This window comes from Phyllobacterium calauticae (genome assembly GCF_019991125.1).
Lineage (GTDB): Bacteria > Pseudomonadota > Alphaproteobacteria > Rhizobiales > Rhizobiaceae > Phyllobacterium > Phyllobacterium calauticae.
The window spans coordinates 756,609-770,789 of the sequence record NZ_JAGENB010000002.1 but is presented as its reverse complement, the minus strand read 5'-3'; the positions used below and the strand labels follow the sequence as shown (position 1 = coordinate 770,789).

The window sequence follows — 14,181 nt, the reverse complement described above, 5'->3', positions numbered from 1 at the left end:
CCGGAATTATGTCAAGTATAACCGAGCGGACATATGTTTCGGGGATAGGCACTCCGTGGCAAGTTCAGAAATCACGCGGCCACACGTCATGATAGCGGTCAATAACAAAGGCATGTGCGTGTTTGGAACCCCTTCTGCCGGTTCCCTCCTCCCAGTGCGGATGATCATGCGCAAGACCAGCATGACTGTGCTCAACGACATCGGGATCGCCTGCGGGCCAAACCAGGGCGGCTAACAGGAGAGAGAAGCCAGCGATGCCTGCCAGTACGACAAACGTGAATGAAAGCCCGAATTCCGCTCCAAGCCATCCTGCCAGGGGATAAGTGATCAACCAGCACGCGTGGGAAAGGGCAAACTGCGCTGCAAACAGTGCCGGCCTGTCCTCGGCGTGTGCGGAGCGCCTGAGCAGGCGGCCCGATGGTGTCTGCGCAACCGAGTAGCCAAGACCGAGCAAAAACCACAACACCAATAGTGGCACAAATGATGGCGTCACCACACCGGCAAGCAGGCCGGCGAACAAGACGACAACACCTGCCAGCATCGCCCTGCGATCCGCAACTGTCTCAAGCAGACGAGGCAGAAGAAGCGCGGCAAGCATGGAACCGCCGCCAAAGGCTGCAAGCGCCAGTGCAGTCGACCGTTGTGTCAGACCAAACTCGGATTGGATGATGACGACTGTGTTGACAATGACCATCGCCCCGGCAGCAGCAACACCCAGATTAATGGCAAGCAGTCCACGCAAGCGTGGTGTTGCCATGTAAATGCGCATCCCGCGTGTTGTACGGTCATAGATGCCACGCCGTTCAGATGGTTTCGGGCTGGGCAGCGTGACGGAGACAACAAGTGCAGCCGAAAACAGAAACCCGATAACCGTGCCGGCAAACAGGCTATGGAAACTGATGACCGTCAGAAGCGCCGCCGCCAGCATCGGACTGACAAGACTTTCCATGTCATAGGCGAGCCGCGACAGCGAGAGTGCCCGTGTGTAGTCCTTCTCTTCGGGCAGAACATCGGGGATCGTTGCCTGAAATGTCGGCGTGAAGGCGGCCGATGCCGACTGAAGCACGAAAATCAGCACATAGACCTGCCAAATCTCGCTGACAAACGGCAAGGCCATCGCAACGGCGGCGCGGACCAGGTCAAGACTGACAAGCATGGCACGTCTTGGCAACCGCTCGGCAAACGCGGCAGCAATCGGCGCAACCCCCACATAGGCAATCATCTTGATGGCCAGGGCGGTACCAAGAACGGCGCCCGCGTCTTTTCCAGCAAGGTCATAAGCGAGTAGTCCGAGGGCAACCGTCGCCAGCCCCGTACCGATAAGGGCAATGACCTGTGCCGCGAACAAATGGCGGTATGTCCGGTTATAGAGAACGAAAAGCATCGTCGATCACGCCTTACAGATATTTGGTGATGGTCTTGAACTCATCAATCGAACCGCGCTGTTCAGCCGAAATCGAACTGACGGCATCTTCCAGACAATGATCGATGTGGTCCTGAATCAGGGTCTTTTTGGCCTGGCTGATGGCCCTTTCGACAGCATGCAACTGCTGGGCGATGTCGACACAGGCTCGGCCCGTCTCGATCATCTCGATGACTTTCTTCAAATGGCCATCCGCCCGCTTCAGGCGAAGAGCTATTTCTCTGTGGTGGGAATGCTTTTGATCGATGTTCATCAGGCATCCATATCCCCCCTGGGGGGATATGGTCAAGTGCGGGGCTCAGGATATCCGACAACGTTGAGCTGAGAACGCATCAGCAAATACAGTGCGGCGACGTGTGTGATCATCAGCAGGGGGACATAGATGATCGGAATCCAGTACGCGCCGGCCAACTGCCCCGCGAGCGCGGGAAGACCGAGCTGGATGCCGTGATAATAGTCAATGAGGATGTCGGCCGCCCCCACCAGATTGAATGCAACGACAAACAGCTGGAAAAGCGGGCGCGTCCTGACGCTGAGAAGAGCCAGCATGGCCAACAGGCCGGTGGCAAAGTCGCCATAGGCGGCGACTGTTGCGAAGTCGGAGGGCAGATTGGGGCCAACAACGCCCGGAATCATGAAGACGAGACCGAAGAAGCGAAAACTGTGCAGCGTGGCGATGGCGCGTTGCGCCTCGGCCTGGTCCATGGACTTGAGCCTGGGCCAGACATATGCGCCAAAGCAAAGCAGCCACGGGATGTAACCGAGAACCAGATGCACATTGAAGATGAATGCCGGGGACATTTTGGGTTCCTATCCATTCTGCCGGATGTCAGGTGACATGGCGGCCATGACCGGCCGCTGCGTGATGCCCTGACTTGCATACCGGTATAGGACTGCTTCCCGCGATCGACTATTTGCGATAATGTTGATGGGTTATGAAACGGAACTTCACAGTCAGGCAGGGCGCACTCGACGGCGTCGAGGCGTTCCTGAGCGTCGCGCAGCACCGCAATTTCCGCAAGGCGGCCGCGGATCTTGCGGTGACGCCGTCTGCGATCAGCCAGGCGGTGCGCACGCTTGAGTCGCGTCTTGGCGCGGCACTCTTCATCCGCACGACGCGCAGTGTCGGCTTGACCGAAGTCGGCGAACGGTTCCTCTCGCGCGCAAAACCGGCCTTCGAGGAGCTTGTCGCGGCAAGCGAGATTGCACGCGATCTTGGGCGGCGGCCGGCCGGATTGCTGCGGCTTGCGGCCCCCCGGGCCGTGGTGCCGATCCTGCTGGAACCGCTGATCGCTTCCTTCTGCCAAGCCTATCCCGATGTCGAGGTGGAGATCGCCACGGGCGCGGAGCTGGTCGACATCGCTGCGGAGGGATTTGACGCCGGCATCCGGCTCGGCCAGTTCATCCAGGCCGATATGATCGCGGTGCAGCTGACGCCATCGCTCCCGCTGGCCGTGGTCGGCAGCCCCGACTATCTGTACCGGCGGGGACGGCCGGAGCGCATCGACGATCTGCGCCATCAGGCCTGCATACGCATGCGCCGCTCGAACGGTTCGATCGCTCCCTGGTCCTTTGTCAGCGGCAACGAGCCGGTCGACGTCATGGTTTCCGGACCTTTTATCGCCAACGACATGCCAACGGTGCTCGGTGCGGCGGTGGAAGGATTGGGGCTCGCGCAGGTGCCCGGGCCCGTCGCCTCCAGCGCGGTGAAAGCGGGCAAACTCATCGGGGTGCTCGAGCCGTTCGCGCCGATGATGCCGGGTGTCTATCTCTACTATCCCAGCCGCCATCAAATGCTGCCGAAACTGCGCGCTTTCATCGATCACGTAAAAAGCCGCCCGGGTGCCGGCAACAAGCCGCAGTGACTGGGACGACAGCCCAACACACGAGATGACAGTGCTGACATGGGGGCCGGTTTCCCGAGGAAGCGGCAATCCCGGTGTCAGTTGAGCGTCAGGATGCCAATCGACGCCAGAATATTCTCGTGCTGGTCGCGGCTCACAACCATTGCCTTATAGGAAAACATCGACACGAGGTCGATCTCATCAAAAGTTGCATTTGCGAGAACCGCATTGTCGAGCGTGGCCCCCGACAGATCGATATTGTTGATGCTGGAACCGATAAAACTTGTTCGGGTCAGATTGCTTCCAGCGAGGGAGACATCGCGGAGATCGCAATGTTCAAACCTGCTCTCCTCGTAGTTTCCAGGTACAAAAACGGCATATTGCATTTTGCAATCGGAAAAGCGCACGCCCCCGGTCAGTATCCGTTTGCCGACCTCTCGATGGACCCCAATTTCCAGTGACATGCCGCTGGCTGCGCATTCCATGCACTCGAGGAGATAAGCGTCGCATTTATCGAGTTTGTTCAGGCTTAAATTGCTGCGTGAAAATTTGACCTCGGTCAGATTGCAAAACGACCATTGGGATCCCGTTTGTTTGACCTCATCGTAGAACGAACAGTTTTGAAATTCAGCCTCGCGAAATGAACAATGAACAAAACGGCAATTGATAAATTCGGACGAATGGATTTTACTCAGGTCAAAATTGCAATTCTTGAAGTGACAATTGCGGAATTGCGCTTCTACGATGTGATATTCACTCACATCATCGCCATTGAAGCTCAGATTTTCGATCAAACCGGCTGATTGCAACGCGGTCTCTAAAGCTTCATTGGTCATTTTATTCGCGCCCTTGGCTCCGCGTTGCGAAATCTGCTTCTCTTTTATGCGCATGGAAGGCTCAAACAAGACGGAAAACTTAGTTCCACAGCGAAAGGATCACGCAATGGCAAAGAATACGATTTGTCTCTGGTTCGATAAGGATGCCGAGGAAGCCGCCCGCTTCTACGCCGGGATCTTTCCTGACAGCGCGGTGCGTGCCGTGTTTCGTTCACCCAGCGACTACCCATCCGGCAAACAGGGTGACGTGTTGACGGTCGATTTCACGGTTGCCGGCATTCCTTGTCTCGGTCTCAACGGGGGCCCTGTGTTCAAGCATAACGAAGCCTTCTCGTTCCAGATCGCCACCGACGATCAGGAGGAAACCGACCGCTACTGGAATGCCATCGTTGGCAATGGCGGCGAGGAAAGCGCCTGCGGCTGGTGCAAAGACAAGTGGGGGATTTCCTGGCAGATTACGCCGCGCGTGCTGACCGACGCGCTGGTGGCTGGCGGCAGCGAAGCAAAGCGCGCGTTCGATGCAATGATGGGCATGAAGAAAATCGACGTCGCGGCGATCGAAGCAGCGCGGCGTGGTTGACGCTCCAACGCGACCGCCAGGGACGCCTATGTCCTGGCGCCACTTTGCCGTCATCCGCTTGCCACCACGCCAAACAGTATCCTGCACCAGACCAGATTAAAGCGTCCTGGCTTTGGATGTCCCGGTGCCGAGCTCCGCATCCGCACGCTTGCTGCGGATGCGCAAAACACCCAGTCCCAGCCTGACATACGGCGCACACGCCGCTTTGAGAAACGCAATCGCCAGACTGCAAGCCGTTAAAACCAGATTAGCGTCCATTTGCAAACCATCCTATGAAAATCGGGCGCTGCCCCGGGAAAACGGCTCATTGCGCCCGCGGCGGCACACGATGCGGCGCCCACGGGTATTTCCGCTCGGAATCGAGAAACATCGCCTGCTGATCCGGCGTCAACACCTCAAGCAATGCCGTTCTGGCTTGCTTGAACGTTTGCGCTTTCGCACCGCGCTCTATCGCAAGGTCAGCCATGCGATCCGCCGCCAATGGTGGCCTTTCATGCGGCTTGCCGGGTTCGTCTCTTGGTTTTTCCGGCGAGGATTCAGTGCCGGGACCAGATGGTGACCGATCGACAAACGCCAGGAGCGTCGACGTATAGCGTCTCCAGGCATCCAGTTGCGCACTCTGGATGCCGACCATGGTCTCCTGGGCCGACAGCCAGCTTGCCAGGGGAAAGGCGCCATCCTTCGGCGGCCCTACATGCCGCTCGCGATTATGCTGAGGGGCAGCGGACTTGTCTGCCGGCTCCCCGCCGCACGCGTTCTCGCCGTTGTAATCGTCATCGTCGCCGAGAATGGACCGGGCGAGCTGGGTGAAGGATATGCGGGCAACGGTTTTATCCGGGATCACATTGTCCGGACGAGCCATCGGGCCCGCCCCGCTCGAGCCCGTTGAAAGGCCAAGTACCATCGCTGCGGCCAATCCCGCAGTCAGAACCGTGTGTGTCATTCGTCACCTCGCATCAGGGGAAAGTCTTGCTGCTGGAACATGAAACGTGCGGGCGTCGGAAATCCGTCTCAATCATTTCGGAAACTTGCTCGCGGCCTTATTTTTGTAACCGAACGTAAACGGACGCATACCCGGCAATGTTTCGTTACAAAATTGTTCTGCCGGGCCTTTGGAAAAACCGTTAGGAACGGCGATGCGATTAGAAATGCGTTGAGCGATGCAAACTGCAGCCCATATCATGGTCGTCGATGACGACGCCGAAATCCGTTCGCTTCTCGGGCGCTATCTGAGGGAGCAGGGTTTCCGTGTCTCAGTGGCCGCCAACCGGCGCGAGTTCGATGCGCTCTTCGCCGAGCGCAACCCGGACCTGCTTGTGCTCGATGTCCTTTTGCCTGATGGGTCCGGTCTCGATATCTGCCGGGTCATGCGCAGCCAGAGGCAGCAGGTTCCGATCATCCTGCTGACCGCGCTCAAGGAAGACGTCGATCGGATCATCGGCCTCGAAATCGGTGCCGATGATTACATGAGCAAACCATTCAACCCGCGTGAGCTGACCGCCCGGATCAAGGCAGTGCTGCGCCGGTCAAACGGTGACAAGCCGACTGCGGAAGAAATCAGCACGTTCGAATTTGCCGGCTTTGTCGTCGAGCCGCGATTGCGCCGGGTGCTCGGTCCGTCGGATAGTGCGGTCGATCTGACCGGCGCGGAATTCGACCTCTTGAAGGTTTTCCTGGAAAGAGCGGGAAAGCTGCTGTCCCGCGACCAGCTGCTTGATCTGACACAGGGGCGTGACCGCGATCCGCTCGACCGGTCCATCGATGTCCTGATGAGCCGCCTGCGCAAGAAACTCGGCGACTGCGAGCAGCATCCCTTGTTCAAGACCGTGCGCAACGGCGGTTATCAATTGACTGTTCCCGTCAAACGCATTGCCGCCGAACCATGAACTCCCTGCGCAACCGGATCGCCCTTCTGCTGTTTCTGGCGATTGTCACCGTGGTGCTTCTGGCCACGCTGACAGCCGTGACAGTGCTGCGCGGGCCGCCGCCCGAAGCCGTGTTGTCGCCGGTCATCCAGAAGATCAGTCCCGTCATCCGCATGATCGAGGCAAATCCGGCCAGCGCTGCGTCGCAGGAATTTGCAATACAACCCATGCAGGCCCCCGGCTTTGACGACAGGCGGTTGTCCGGCATGTTCATGCGCGAGCTTGCCCAAGCCGGGCTTACCCGGACAGTCATCGTCACCCGCAATGCCGGCCAGCAGGGCCTTGCCGCTTCGGTCAGACTGCGGACGGGCATGTGGCTGGTTGTCGATGTTCCGGATATGACACCGCGCATGTGGTGGATACTGACGGCATGGATAACCCTCATCACCCTGGGCAGCACCGCCGTATCCATCTTTGCCGCATCGAAAATCACCAAGCCGCTTCTGCTTCTGGACAATGCGGTGACGGCGGTCAGCGCCGACGGGACCCTGCCCCATGTTCCGGAGACCGGTTCGCAGGAAGTCCGCGCCACGGCACAGACGATCAACCGGCTGTCGGAGAGGCTGAAAACCGCCACGGAAAGCCGCATGAGGCTGATTGCGGCGGCCGGTCACGACATGCGGACCCCGATGACCCGCATGCGGCTGCGCGCCGAATTCCTGCCGGATGATCCCGACCGCCAGAAATGGCTGAATGACCTGGAGGAACTCAGCAATATCGCCGACAGCGCGATCAGTCTTGTTCGCGAGGAAACAGTCCGGGATACATTCGCAAGCACGCGGCTCGATCTCACCCTGCGGGAGATAGCCGACGAACTTTCCGGTCTGGACATGAAGGTGAATGTCCAGAACCTTGCGCCGCTGTCGATTGCGGCGAGCCCGCTGGCGCTGAAGCGGGCCTTGCGCAATCTCATCATCAATGGCGCAACCCATGGCAATGGTGCTGCCATCGCCATGGAACAGCGGCAGCAAGCGGCTGTGATCACCATCAGCGACAATGGGCCCGGAATTCCGTCCGAACTCCTGGACAAGGTGTTTGAACCATTTTTCCGTGCGGACCGTTCGCGGCGCAAGACCGTGCTTGGCGCCGGTCTCGGGCTGGCAATCGCCAAGGAGATCATCGAGCGTTTCGGCGGTACGGTCACCATTGCCAATCGCGAACCGTCGGGTCTTCTCCAGACCATCCTGTTCACCGTCGAAACGCGTCCGCAAGCTTAGGTTGGCCGGCGGCACGGGAAACACTGGTTAACGAAACCGCGACGGCCAGAAATCTTCTGAAACCGGCGGAACGCATTCTCAACATCGTATCCTGCAACTTTTGACCGGCAGGCCACCGTTGGACCGACAGGGTCCAGCCGTTGCCCGTACAGGTTAAACGGGCCGCTCGAATGCGGCGCAAAGCGATTTGCGGAACGCCATGACGCCAGATCATCCATGCCGGAACAGTGCGAGATTCATGCGCGGTGCCTGCCTCGTCTTCGCCCTTGCCGGACTGTTGCCAATGTCCGCTCAAGCGGGTGTCGACAACAAACCCCTGCTTGATCAGGTGCTCAACGAGCGCAGGCAGGCATCGGGACCCAGACAGGCCCACGCAAGCCGGCAGGATCCGCTTACCGTCAAGTTGTTGTCGCCGTCGCAGGAGGAAACATTCCAGAACTGGTCGCTGCTTTGCCAGGCAATGGAGGCCGGGAATGATTGTTTCCTGTCGCAGACCCTTGTGGACAATCGGGTACCCGACGGCAAAATACTGTTGCAGATCAACGGCATTGATGAAAACGGCGTGCGCGGACATGTGATGCTGCCATCCGGTTTCCTGCTGCAGGAAGGCATCACCATCCGCATTGGCGCAGCATCCCTGCAATTTCCCCTGATGTCGTGCATACCGGAAGGATGCGTTGCCGATATCCGTTTCAATCAGCAGCAATTGGCGCTGCTGCAAACCAGCACGCAGATCGACATCGCGATCATACTCAGGTCCGGCGAAGCCATGCATTTCCCGTTCGCACTGCAGGGGTTTCAATCGGCATTCCAGAAGATGAGCGCGGCCATCCGTCCATAGGACCTTCGCTGCACCGCGCCAGAACTGCTTCCGGTGCGGCCTGCCCACCAGCAATGTTCGATTACAAAACGGCCGCCCGTAGCAAAAGTTCGAGACAATACGGACTGATTTTGGACATCGCCCGCAGGGAATGTCGAGCCCAACGCGCGCATCCGGTTGCCGCGATTTTTGAGTGCCCTTCCCGGAATGACAAGACAGAGTTTGGATAGTTGATGGCGGCAAGTTCAAAATTCACTGGTGCAGCGTCGGCGCTCGCCATTTCAGCGGTTCTGATAAATTCGGTAGCGATTATTGCGACGGTCGCGGGGACGACGGCGGCGCAGGCGGCAACCGTCAGCCGCATCGACGTGCGCGGGAATGCCCAGGTGGATGCCCAAACGGTCAAGGACAATCTCGGCATCACGCCGGGCAAGCCATTCTCCAGCACCGATATCGATGCGGCAACCAAACGGCTGTTCAATACCGGCCTGTTCAGCGATGTGCGCATCACCCAGTCCGGCGGTGCGCTGATTGTGACGGTGTCTGAACACCAGATTGTCAATCAGGTCATTTTTCAGGGCAACAAGAAAATCAAGGATACGCAGCTTGCCCAAGCGGTAAAGCTGAAGCCGCGCAGCCCGTTTGATCAGCAGACGCTCGATGCCGACACCGAGGCTGTCCGCGCCGCCTATCACAATATCGGCCGCAATGACGCGACGGTCAGTTCGCGCCTCATGAATCTGGATGGCGGCCGCGTCAACGTTGTCTTCGACATCAACGAAGGCGACCGCACCAAGATCGCCAACATCGTGTTTGTCGGCAACCGCGCTTTCAACACGCGCCGGCTGCGCGATTTGATGACGACACGCCGATCCAATTTCCTGTCCTGGCTGACGCGCAATGACGTCTACAGCGAAGAGCGCATGCGGGCGGATGAAGAAATCCTGCAGCGGTTCTACTACGAGCACGGCTATGCGGATTTCCGCGTGATTTCATCGACGACCAATCTCGATGCGGCAACCAATGAATATACGATCACCGTTACGGTCGACGAAGGCGAGAAGTACACGTTCGGCGGTGTCGAGATCCAGAGTTCGGTCGACGGTGTCGATACATCGAAACTTGGCGGTTTGGTGCACACAGCGCAGGGTACGACCTACAACGCCAGGGAAGTCGAGGATTCCGTCAGCAAGCTGTCGGAGCAGGTTGCCGGCCAAGGATATGCCTTTGCCAAGATCGACCCTCGCGGTGACCGCAACTTCCAGAACCATACGATTTCGGTCGTCTACAACATCGACCAGGGTCCGCGCGCCTATCTCGAACGCATCGAAATCCGCGGTAACGCGAAAACCCGGGATTACGTCATCCGCCGTGAATTCGATGTGAGCGAAGGCGACGCGTTCAATCAGGTTCTGATCCAGCGCGCCAAGAAGCGCCTGGAGCGGCTCGACTTTTTCCAGAGCGTCAATATCTCGACGACACCCGGTTCGCAGCCCGATCAGGTCGTGCTCATCGTCGATGTCGTCGAGAAATCATCCGGCGATTTTTCGATCGGCGGCGGCTACACCACCAGCGGGGATCAGTCCGGTCCCTCAGTTGAAGGCTCGATTACCGAGAAGAACTTTCTCGGGCGCGGTCAGTATCTGCGTCTGTCGGCTGGCACAACGCTCTTCAACAGCCAGAATTATCAGTCCTATGCCCTGTCCTTCACCGAGCCCTATTTCCTCGGCCAGCGCATTTCAGCTGGCTTTGATATCTACAAGCGGCAATCGGGTGTGACCGACAAATACCTGACGGACACAACGGGCGGATCGATCCGGTTCGGCCTGCCGATCAGCACGGATCTCACCGCCGGCGTGGCATACAACTTGTCGCAGCAGAAAATAACGATTGACGATGCGGCCCTGACCGCAAGCGGCGTTCCTGACCCGACACTGGTGTCGCAGGCCTATATCGATGCCGCCAGTCAGGGGACGTGGATCAAGTCGTCGGTCAGCTGGTCACTCGTCTACAACACCATCGATGATGGAAAAAACCCGCACGACGGCCTCTACGCGAAATTCGAACAGGAGGCGGCCGGGCTTGGCGGCGATGCCAGCTTTCTCAAAACAACCTTCAAAAGCAGCTTCTACAAGACGCTGTCGGCACAGCAGGATATTGTCGGTCTGGTTCGCGTCGGCGGCGGTTACATCAAGGAGCTCGGCAACAACGGGCTGAGCGTCTTTGATACGTTCCAGAGCAGCAGCGACATGATCCGCGGCTTCAGCTATGCCGGAATTGGCCCCCGCGACTCCCGCGTTACCGATGCGGACGGCAGTTTCGTCGGCGGCACGACCTACGTCAATGCAACCGCCGAAACCCAATTCCCCGTGCCTTTGATACCCGAAAGCGTTGGAATCAGGGGCGCAGTCTTTTCCGATGTCGCCACCTTGTTCGGCAGTGACAATGCCTACGCCACCAACACGGACATGCAATGGCGCGCTTCCGTTGGCGCCGGCATCATGTGGGCATCACCATTCGGCCCCCTCCGGTTTGACTACGCCATTCCCGTGCTGAAAGTCGATGGAGACCAGGTGCAGAACTTCAGCTTCAACATGTCGAGCAAGTTCTGACGGTTCGTTTGATATGCGCCGGTGTCTCGCTTGACAGTCTCCCGCCCCGCATGAAACAAATCCGTGTACCAATTGCTGAAAGCAATCACATTGTACTTTGTGCCGTTTCAGAGAAACCCATGCGGACCGTATTTCTGTGCCTGATCCTATGCATATTCTCGTCCGCTGCTTTCGCACAACGAACGATATACCTTACCTTCGATGATGGCCCGCTTGAGGGAACGTCGAACATCCTGGACGTCATTCAAGCGCAAAACGTTCCGGCCACGATGTTCATGGTGGGCTTGCATGCCGACGCGAGCAGCGAGCGGGCAGCATTGGTGACAAAGGCCAAGTCGATACCCTTCATCACGGTGGGCAACCACAGCTACACCCATGCGAACAATCACTACCGCCTTTTCTATTCCTCCGTTGAGGAGTTGCTGGCCGACCTGGCGCGCGCCAACACGTCGCTGGGGCTGACCGGCAACCCAATCCATGCGCGCCTGCCGGGACGCAACGTCTTCCGCCTTCCCGACCTGTCATCGGACGATTTATCGATTGGCAAGCCGGAAGACCGGCGTGAAGAACCGGACTTCGAATTTGTCGCGGCGAGCGGTTATTTTCTCTACGGTTGGGACCATGAATGGGTCCATGAGAACAGCGGCAAACCTGTCCAGACCGTCGATCATTTGCTCGGTGAAATCGATCATCTCTTCGGCTTCGGCAAACTGGCCCAGCCCAACAAGCTGATACTTCTGATGCATGACGAGATGTTTCAGGACACGTTCAACGGTGCGGACAATCTGAAAGCGCTGATTACAGGACTGAAGGCCCGGGGTTATACCTTTGGCCGGATCAAGGATTATGACGCCGGCTGAGCCTGCCCCGGCGTGCGCCCCTGCTCATGGCTGTTGAACTCCAGTATCACGTTGCAGCCGGTTTTCTGCTCCCCAAGGCTCAAGTCGATGCCATGCAGGCGCGCGATCGCCGACACGAGGCTCAAGCCAAGCCCGTTGCCCGGTTCATGGCGGCTTCTTTCACCCCGGTGAAACCGCTGCAGCACCAGTTCCTTTTCCTGTGGGGGAATGCCGGGGCCGGTGTCTCCCACTGAAAGCCGTGGCCGTTTCAGATGTCCGTCGAGGGTGACTTTGACGGCACCGCCACGCGGCGTGAATTTGATGGCGTTGTCGACAAGATTGCCCACGGCTTCAAACAGCAGGCTTGGGTCGCCGAGAATGCTGAGGGGAACCGTACCGAAATCAACGGACAGTTCGACCCCGCGCTCCTCGGCAAGCGGCTCGTACAGGTCCACCGCATCCGATACAACGGTTTTCATATCCACCGGCACAAACCCTGCCCGGCGCGCACCGTCTTCAATCTCCGAAATACGCAGGAGCGCGCTGAACGTCTTCAACATTGATTGCGTTTCCACAATCGCGCCATCGACATATTCGGCATATTCATCCGCCGTAACCGCCCTGCGGCGGGCACGCTCAAGTCCCGCCAGCATGCGCGTCAGCGGGGTCCGCATATCGTGCGCGATATTGTCACAAACCCCTTTCACTTCGTGCATCAGCCGCTCGATCTCATCCAGCATCGAATTGACGACCTTCACCAGCCGGCGCACATCGCCGCTGCCACCCAGGGCGGGCAGCCGCTGTGTCAGATCTCCGCTCATGATGTTGCGGGTCGCGTCTGAAATCGTGTGGATCTGCCTGACGGAACCGGCACCGATAAACGCCGCACCGAGCAAGCCCAGGGCCGCCGTCACGGCAGCGCCCAGGATCATGGCGTTGGTGAGGACATCATTGAATTCGCGCAGCTCCCCGACATCCTGCGCAATGAGAAGCGTGTTGCCGGATGGCAATGACCTCATAACCCCGCGGAAATGCGCACGTTTGCCAGCCCTCAATGTCGCGAAATTGTGGGGATCTGGTTTGGTCTTATCCGCTGCAGGCAAAGTCATCGGGCTGCCTGCAAGAAGCACACCGTGCGGATCGAACAAGGAAATCGGGCGTTCCTTGACGGCGTTCACGGATTCCCGCGTCGCCAATCGCAACGTGATGGCCTGATCGTCAAGCGGGGAAAAGGTGTTGACTTCCCGCAGCAGCCACTCATCGGTGCGGTCTGTCAGAAAGTCGCGGGTTTCCCATGAAAGAAAGGCAAACAGCGCCCCTGACGCGACAGCGAAGAGAACCAGAAAAGCGATAGCCAGCCGGAAACTTGTTGTGTGTACGAGTTCAATCAGGCGCATCAAGCACATATCCCGAGCCGCGGACTGTTCTGATCACCGTCGCTGCTCCGGTGGCTTCGATCTTCTTGCGAAGCTTGCTGACATGGACGTCGATGACATTCGTCGGCTCGTCATAACGATAGTGCCAGACTTCTTCAAACAGCATTGTACGGGTCACGATCTGGCCCGCATGGCGCATCATGTATTCCAGCAACCGGTACTCTCGTGGCAGGAGATCGATGAGTTTTCCGGCCCGCTTCACGGTATGGGTCAGGAGATCGGCTTCCAGATCACCGGCGCGAAGCGACGTTTCCGGCATGGCGACCGACCGCCGCCGTGCCAGCACGTCGATGCGTGCCGTCAACTCCAGAAATTCGAACGGCTTGGTCAGGTAGTCATCGCCCCCTGCCTTCAATCCCCTGACCCGCTCGTCCACGGCGGAAAGCGCACTCAGGATCAGCACCGGCGTGTGGATGCCGGCAGCTCTCAGGGTCGACAGGACGCCCAGCCCATCCAGTTCTCCCGGCAGCATGCGGTCAAGAACGATGGCATCATATTTGCCCGTCACGGCTTCGAGCAGCCCCGCTCGGCCATCGGCTGCTATTTTGACAGCACAGCCATTGTCGATCAGCGCAGCTTCGATTTCGGACGCTGTCCGGACATCATCCTCGATTACAAGAATTGTCGACACGTCACCTCCATGAAAACG

15 protein-coding genes are annotated in these 14,181 nt (G+C 58.5%); 7 read left to right on the top strand and 8 right to left on the bottom strand.

Features of this window, described 5'->3' with window-relative positions; all coding sequences use genetic code 11:
* Positions 1–64: 64 nt before the first annotated feature.
* The 3 genes from J1W56_RS09640 to J1W56_RS09630 are packed head-to-tail and all read right to left on the bottom strand — an operon-like array spanning position 65 to position 2,224.
* Positions 65–1,384: an MFS transporter gene (locus J1W56_RS09640; protein WP_223613065.1), complete on the bottom strand. Its 1,320-nt coding sequence runs from the start codon at positions 1,382–1,384 to the stop codon at positions 65–67.
* Positions 1,385–1,397: 13 nt separating this feature from the next.
* Positions 1,398–1,676, bottom strand: coding sequence for a metal-sensing transcriptional repressor (locus tag J1W56_RS09635; RefSeq protein ID WP_223613064.1), 279 nt, complete (start codon positions 1,674–1,676; stop codon positions 1,398–1,400).
* Positions 1,677–1,708: 32 nt separating this feature from the next.
* Positions 1,709–2,224, bottom strand: a complete 516-nt coding sequence (locus J1W56_RS09630; RefSeq protein ID WP_223613063.1) for a hypothetical protein — start codon at positions 2,222–2,224, stop codon at positions 1,709–1,711.
* A 134-nt stretch (positions 2,225–2,358) separates the two neighbouring features.
* On the opposite strand from J1W56_RS09630, the gene J1W56_RS09625 reads away from it, so the two are divergent.
* A complete protein-coding gene (locus tag J1W56_RS09625; protein ID WP_223613062.1) occupies positions 2,359–3,288 on the top strand; it encodes a LysR family transcriptional regulator in 930 nt (309 codons plus the stop codon).
* Positions 3,289–3,365: 77 nt separating this feature from the next.
* Here J1W56_RS09625 and J1W56_RS09620 read toward each other — a convergent pair whose 3' ends face one another.
* Entirely contained in the window at positions 3,366–4,157 is a 792-nt protein-coding gene (locus J1W56_RS09620) for a pentapeptide repeat-containing protein (RefSeq protein ID WP_223613061.1), read from the bottom strand.
* Positions 4,158–4,209: 52 nt separating this feature from the next.
* Between J1W56_RS09620 and J1W56_RS09615 the strand changes: the two genes are divergently transcribed.
* Positions 4,210–4,683, top strand: a complete 474-nt coding sequence (locus J1W56_RS09615; protein ID WP_223613060.1) for a VOC family protein — start codon at positions 4,210–4,212, stop codon at positions 4,681–4,683.
* A gap of 96 nt (positions 4,684–4,779) precedes the next feature.
* Here J1W56_RS09615 and J1W56_RS09610 read toward each other — a convergent pair whose 3' ends face one another.
* Together J1W56_RS09610 and J1W56_RS09605 are read right to left on the bottom strand one after the other, a co-directional pair.
* Entirely contained in the window at positions 4,780–4,941 is a 162-nt protein-coding gene (locus J1W56_RS09610; RefSeq protein ID WP_223613059.1) for a hypothetical protein, read from the bottom strand.
* A gap of 46 nt (positions 4,942–4,987) precedes the next feature.
* Positions 4,988–5,626, bottom strand: a complete 639-nt coding sequence (locus J1W56_RS09605) for a hypothetical protein (RefSeq protein WP_223613058.1) — start codon at positions 5,624–5,626, stop codon at positions 4,988–4,990.
* A gap of 217 nt (positions 5,627–5,843) precedes the next feature.
* Between J1W56_RS09605 and J1W56_RS09600 the strand changes: the two genes are divergently transcribed.
* The 5 genes from J1W56_RS09600 (at position 5,844) to J1W56_RS09580 (ending at position 12,117) form a co-directional block, all read left to right on the top strand.
* The gene (locus J1W56_RS09600) at positions 5,844–6,569 is read left to right on the top strand and encodes a response regulator (protein WP_223613057.1); all 726 of its coding nucleotides are present in this window, start codon (positions 5,844–5,846) and stop codon (positions 6,567–6,569) included.
* On the top strand, positions 6,566–7,825 hold the full coding sequence (locus J1W56_RS09595; protein ID WP_223613056.1) for an ATP-binding protein: 1,260 nt from the start codon (positions 6,566–6,568) through the stop codon (positions 7,823–7,825). Before J1W56_RS09600 ends, J1W56_RS09595 begins: the two co-directional genes overlap by 4 nt.
* A 283-nt stretch (positions 7,826–8,108) precedes the next feature.
* Entirely contained in the window at positions 8,109–8,666 is a 558-nt protein-coding gene (locus J1W56_RS09590) for an invasion associated locus B family protein (RefSeq protein WP_223613055.1), read from the top strand.
* A 212-nt stretch (positions 8,667–8,878) separates the two neighbouring features.
* Positions 8,879–11,257, top strand: coding sequence for an outer membrane protein assembly factor BamA (bamA, locus tag J1W56_RS09585; protein WP_223613054.1), 2,379 nt, complete (start codon positions 8,879–8,881; stop codon positions 11,255–11,257).
* A gap of 119 nt (positions 11,258–11,376) precedes the next feature.
* The gene (locus tag J1W56_RS09580) at positions 11,377–12,117 is read left to right on the top strand and encodes a polysaccharide deacetylase family protein (RefSeq protein ID WP_223613053.1); all 741 of its coding nucleotides are present in this window, start codon (positions 11,377–11,379) and stop codon (positions 12,115–12,117) included.
* On the opposite strand, the gene J1W56_RS09575 is transcribed toward J1W56_RS09580, so the two are convergent.
* A complete protein-coding gene (locus tag J1W56_RS09575) occupies positions 12,102–13,493 on the bottom strand; it encodes a sensor histidine kinase (RefSeq protein WP_223613052.1) in 1,392 nt (463 codons plus the stop codon). The genes J1W56_RS09580 and J1W56_RS09575 overlap by 16 nt on opposite strands.
* Positions 13,480–14,163, bottom strand: a complete 684-nt coding sequence (locus J1W56_RS09570; RefSeq protein WP_223613051.1) for a response regulator transcription factor — start codon at positions 14,161–14,163, stop codon at positions 13,480–13,482. Before J1W56_RS09570 ends, J1W56_RS09575 begins: the two co-directional genes overlap by 14 nt.
* Positions 14,164–14,181: the final 18 nt, after the last annotated feature.

Coding starts and splice junctions, on each gene's coding strand:
- J1W56_RS09625 (WP_223613062.1), top strand. CDS start 2,359: ATGAAACGGAACTTCACAGTCAGGCAGGGCGCACTCGACGGCGTCGAG.
- J1W56_RS09615 (WP_223613060.1), top strand. CDS start 4,210: ATGGCAAAGAATACGATTTGTCTCTGGTTCGATAAGGATGCCGAGGAA.
- J1W56_RS09635 (WP_223613064.1), bottom strand. CDS start 1,676: ATGAACATCGATCAAAAGCATTCCCACCACAGAGAAATAGCTCTTCGC.
- J1W56_RS09610 (WP_223613059.1), bottom strand. CDS start 4,941: ATGGACGCTAATCTGGTTTTAACGGCTTGCAGTCTGGCGATTGCGTTT.
- J1W56_RS09605 (WP_223613058.1), bottom strand. CDS start 5,626: ATGACACACACGGTTCTGACTGCGGGATTGGCCGCAGCGATGGTACTT.
- J1W56_RS09595 (WP_223613056.1), top strand. CDS start 6,566: ATGAACTCCCTGCGCAACCGGATCGCCCTTCTGCTGTTTCTGGCGATT.
- bamA (WP_223613054.1), top strand. CDS start 8,879: ATGGCGGCAAGTTCAAAATTCACTGGTGCAGCGTCGGCGCTCGCCATT.
- J1W56_RS09640 (WP_223613065.1), bottom strand. CDS start 1,384: ATGCTTTTCGTTCTCTATAACCGGACATACCGCCATTTGTTCGCGGCA.
- J1W56_RS09580 (WP_223613053.1), top strand. CDS start 11,377: ATGCGGACCGTATTTCTGTGCCTGATCCTATGCATATTCTCGTCCGCT.
- J1W56_RS09590 (WP_223613055.1), top strand. CDS start 8,109: ATGTCCGCTCAAGCGGGTGTCGACAACAAACCCCTGCTTGATCAGGTG.
- J1W56_RS09620 (WP_223613061.1), bottom strand. CDS start 4,157: ATGCGCATAAAAGAGAAGCAGATTTCGCAACGCGGAGCCAAGGGCGCG.
- J1W56_RS09630 (WP_223613063.1), bottom strand. CDS start 2,224: ATGTCCCCGGCATTCATCTTCAATGTGCATCTGGTTCTCGGTTACATC.
- J1W56_RS09600 (WP_223613057.1), top strand. CDS start 5,844: ATGCAAACTGCAGCCCATATCATGGTCGTCGATGACGACGCCGAAATC.
- J1W56_RS09575 (WP_223613052.1), bottom strand. CDS start 13,493: ATGCGCCTGATTGAACTCGTACACACAACAAGTTTCCGGCTGGCTATC.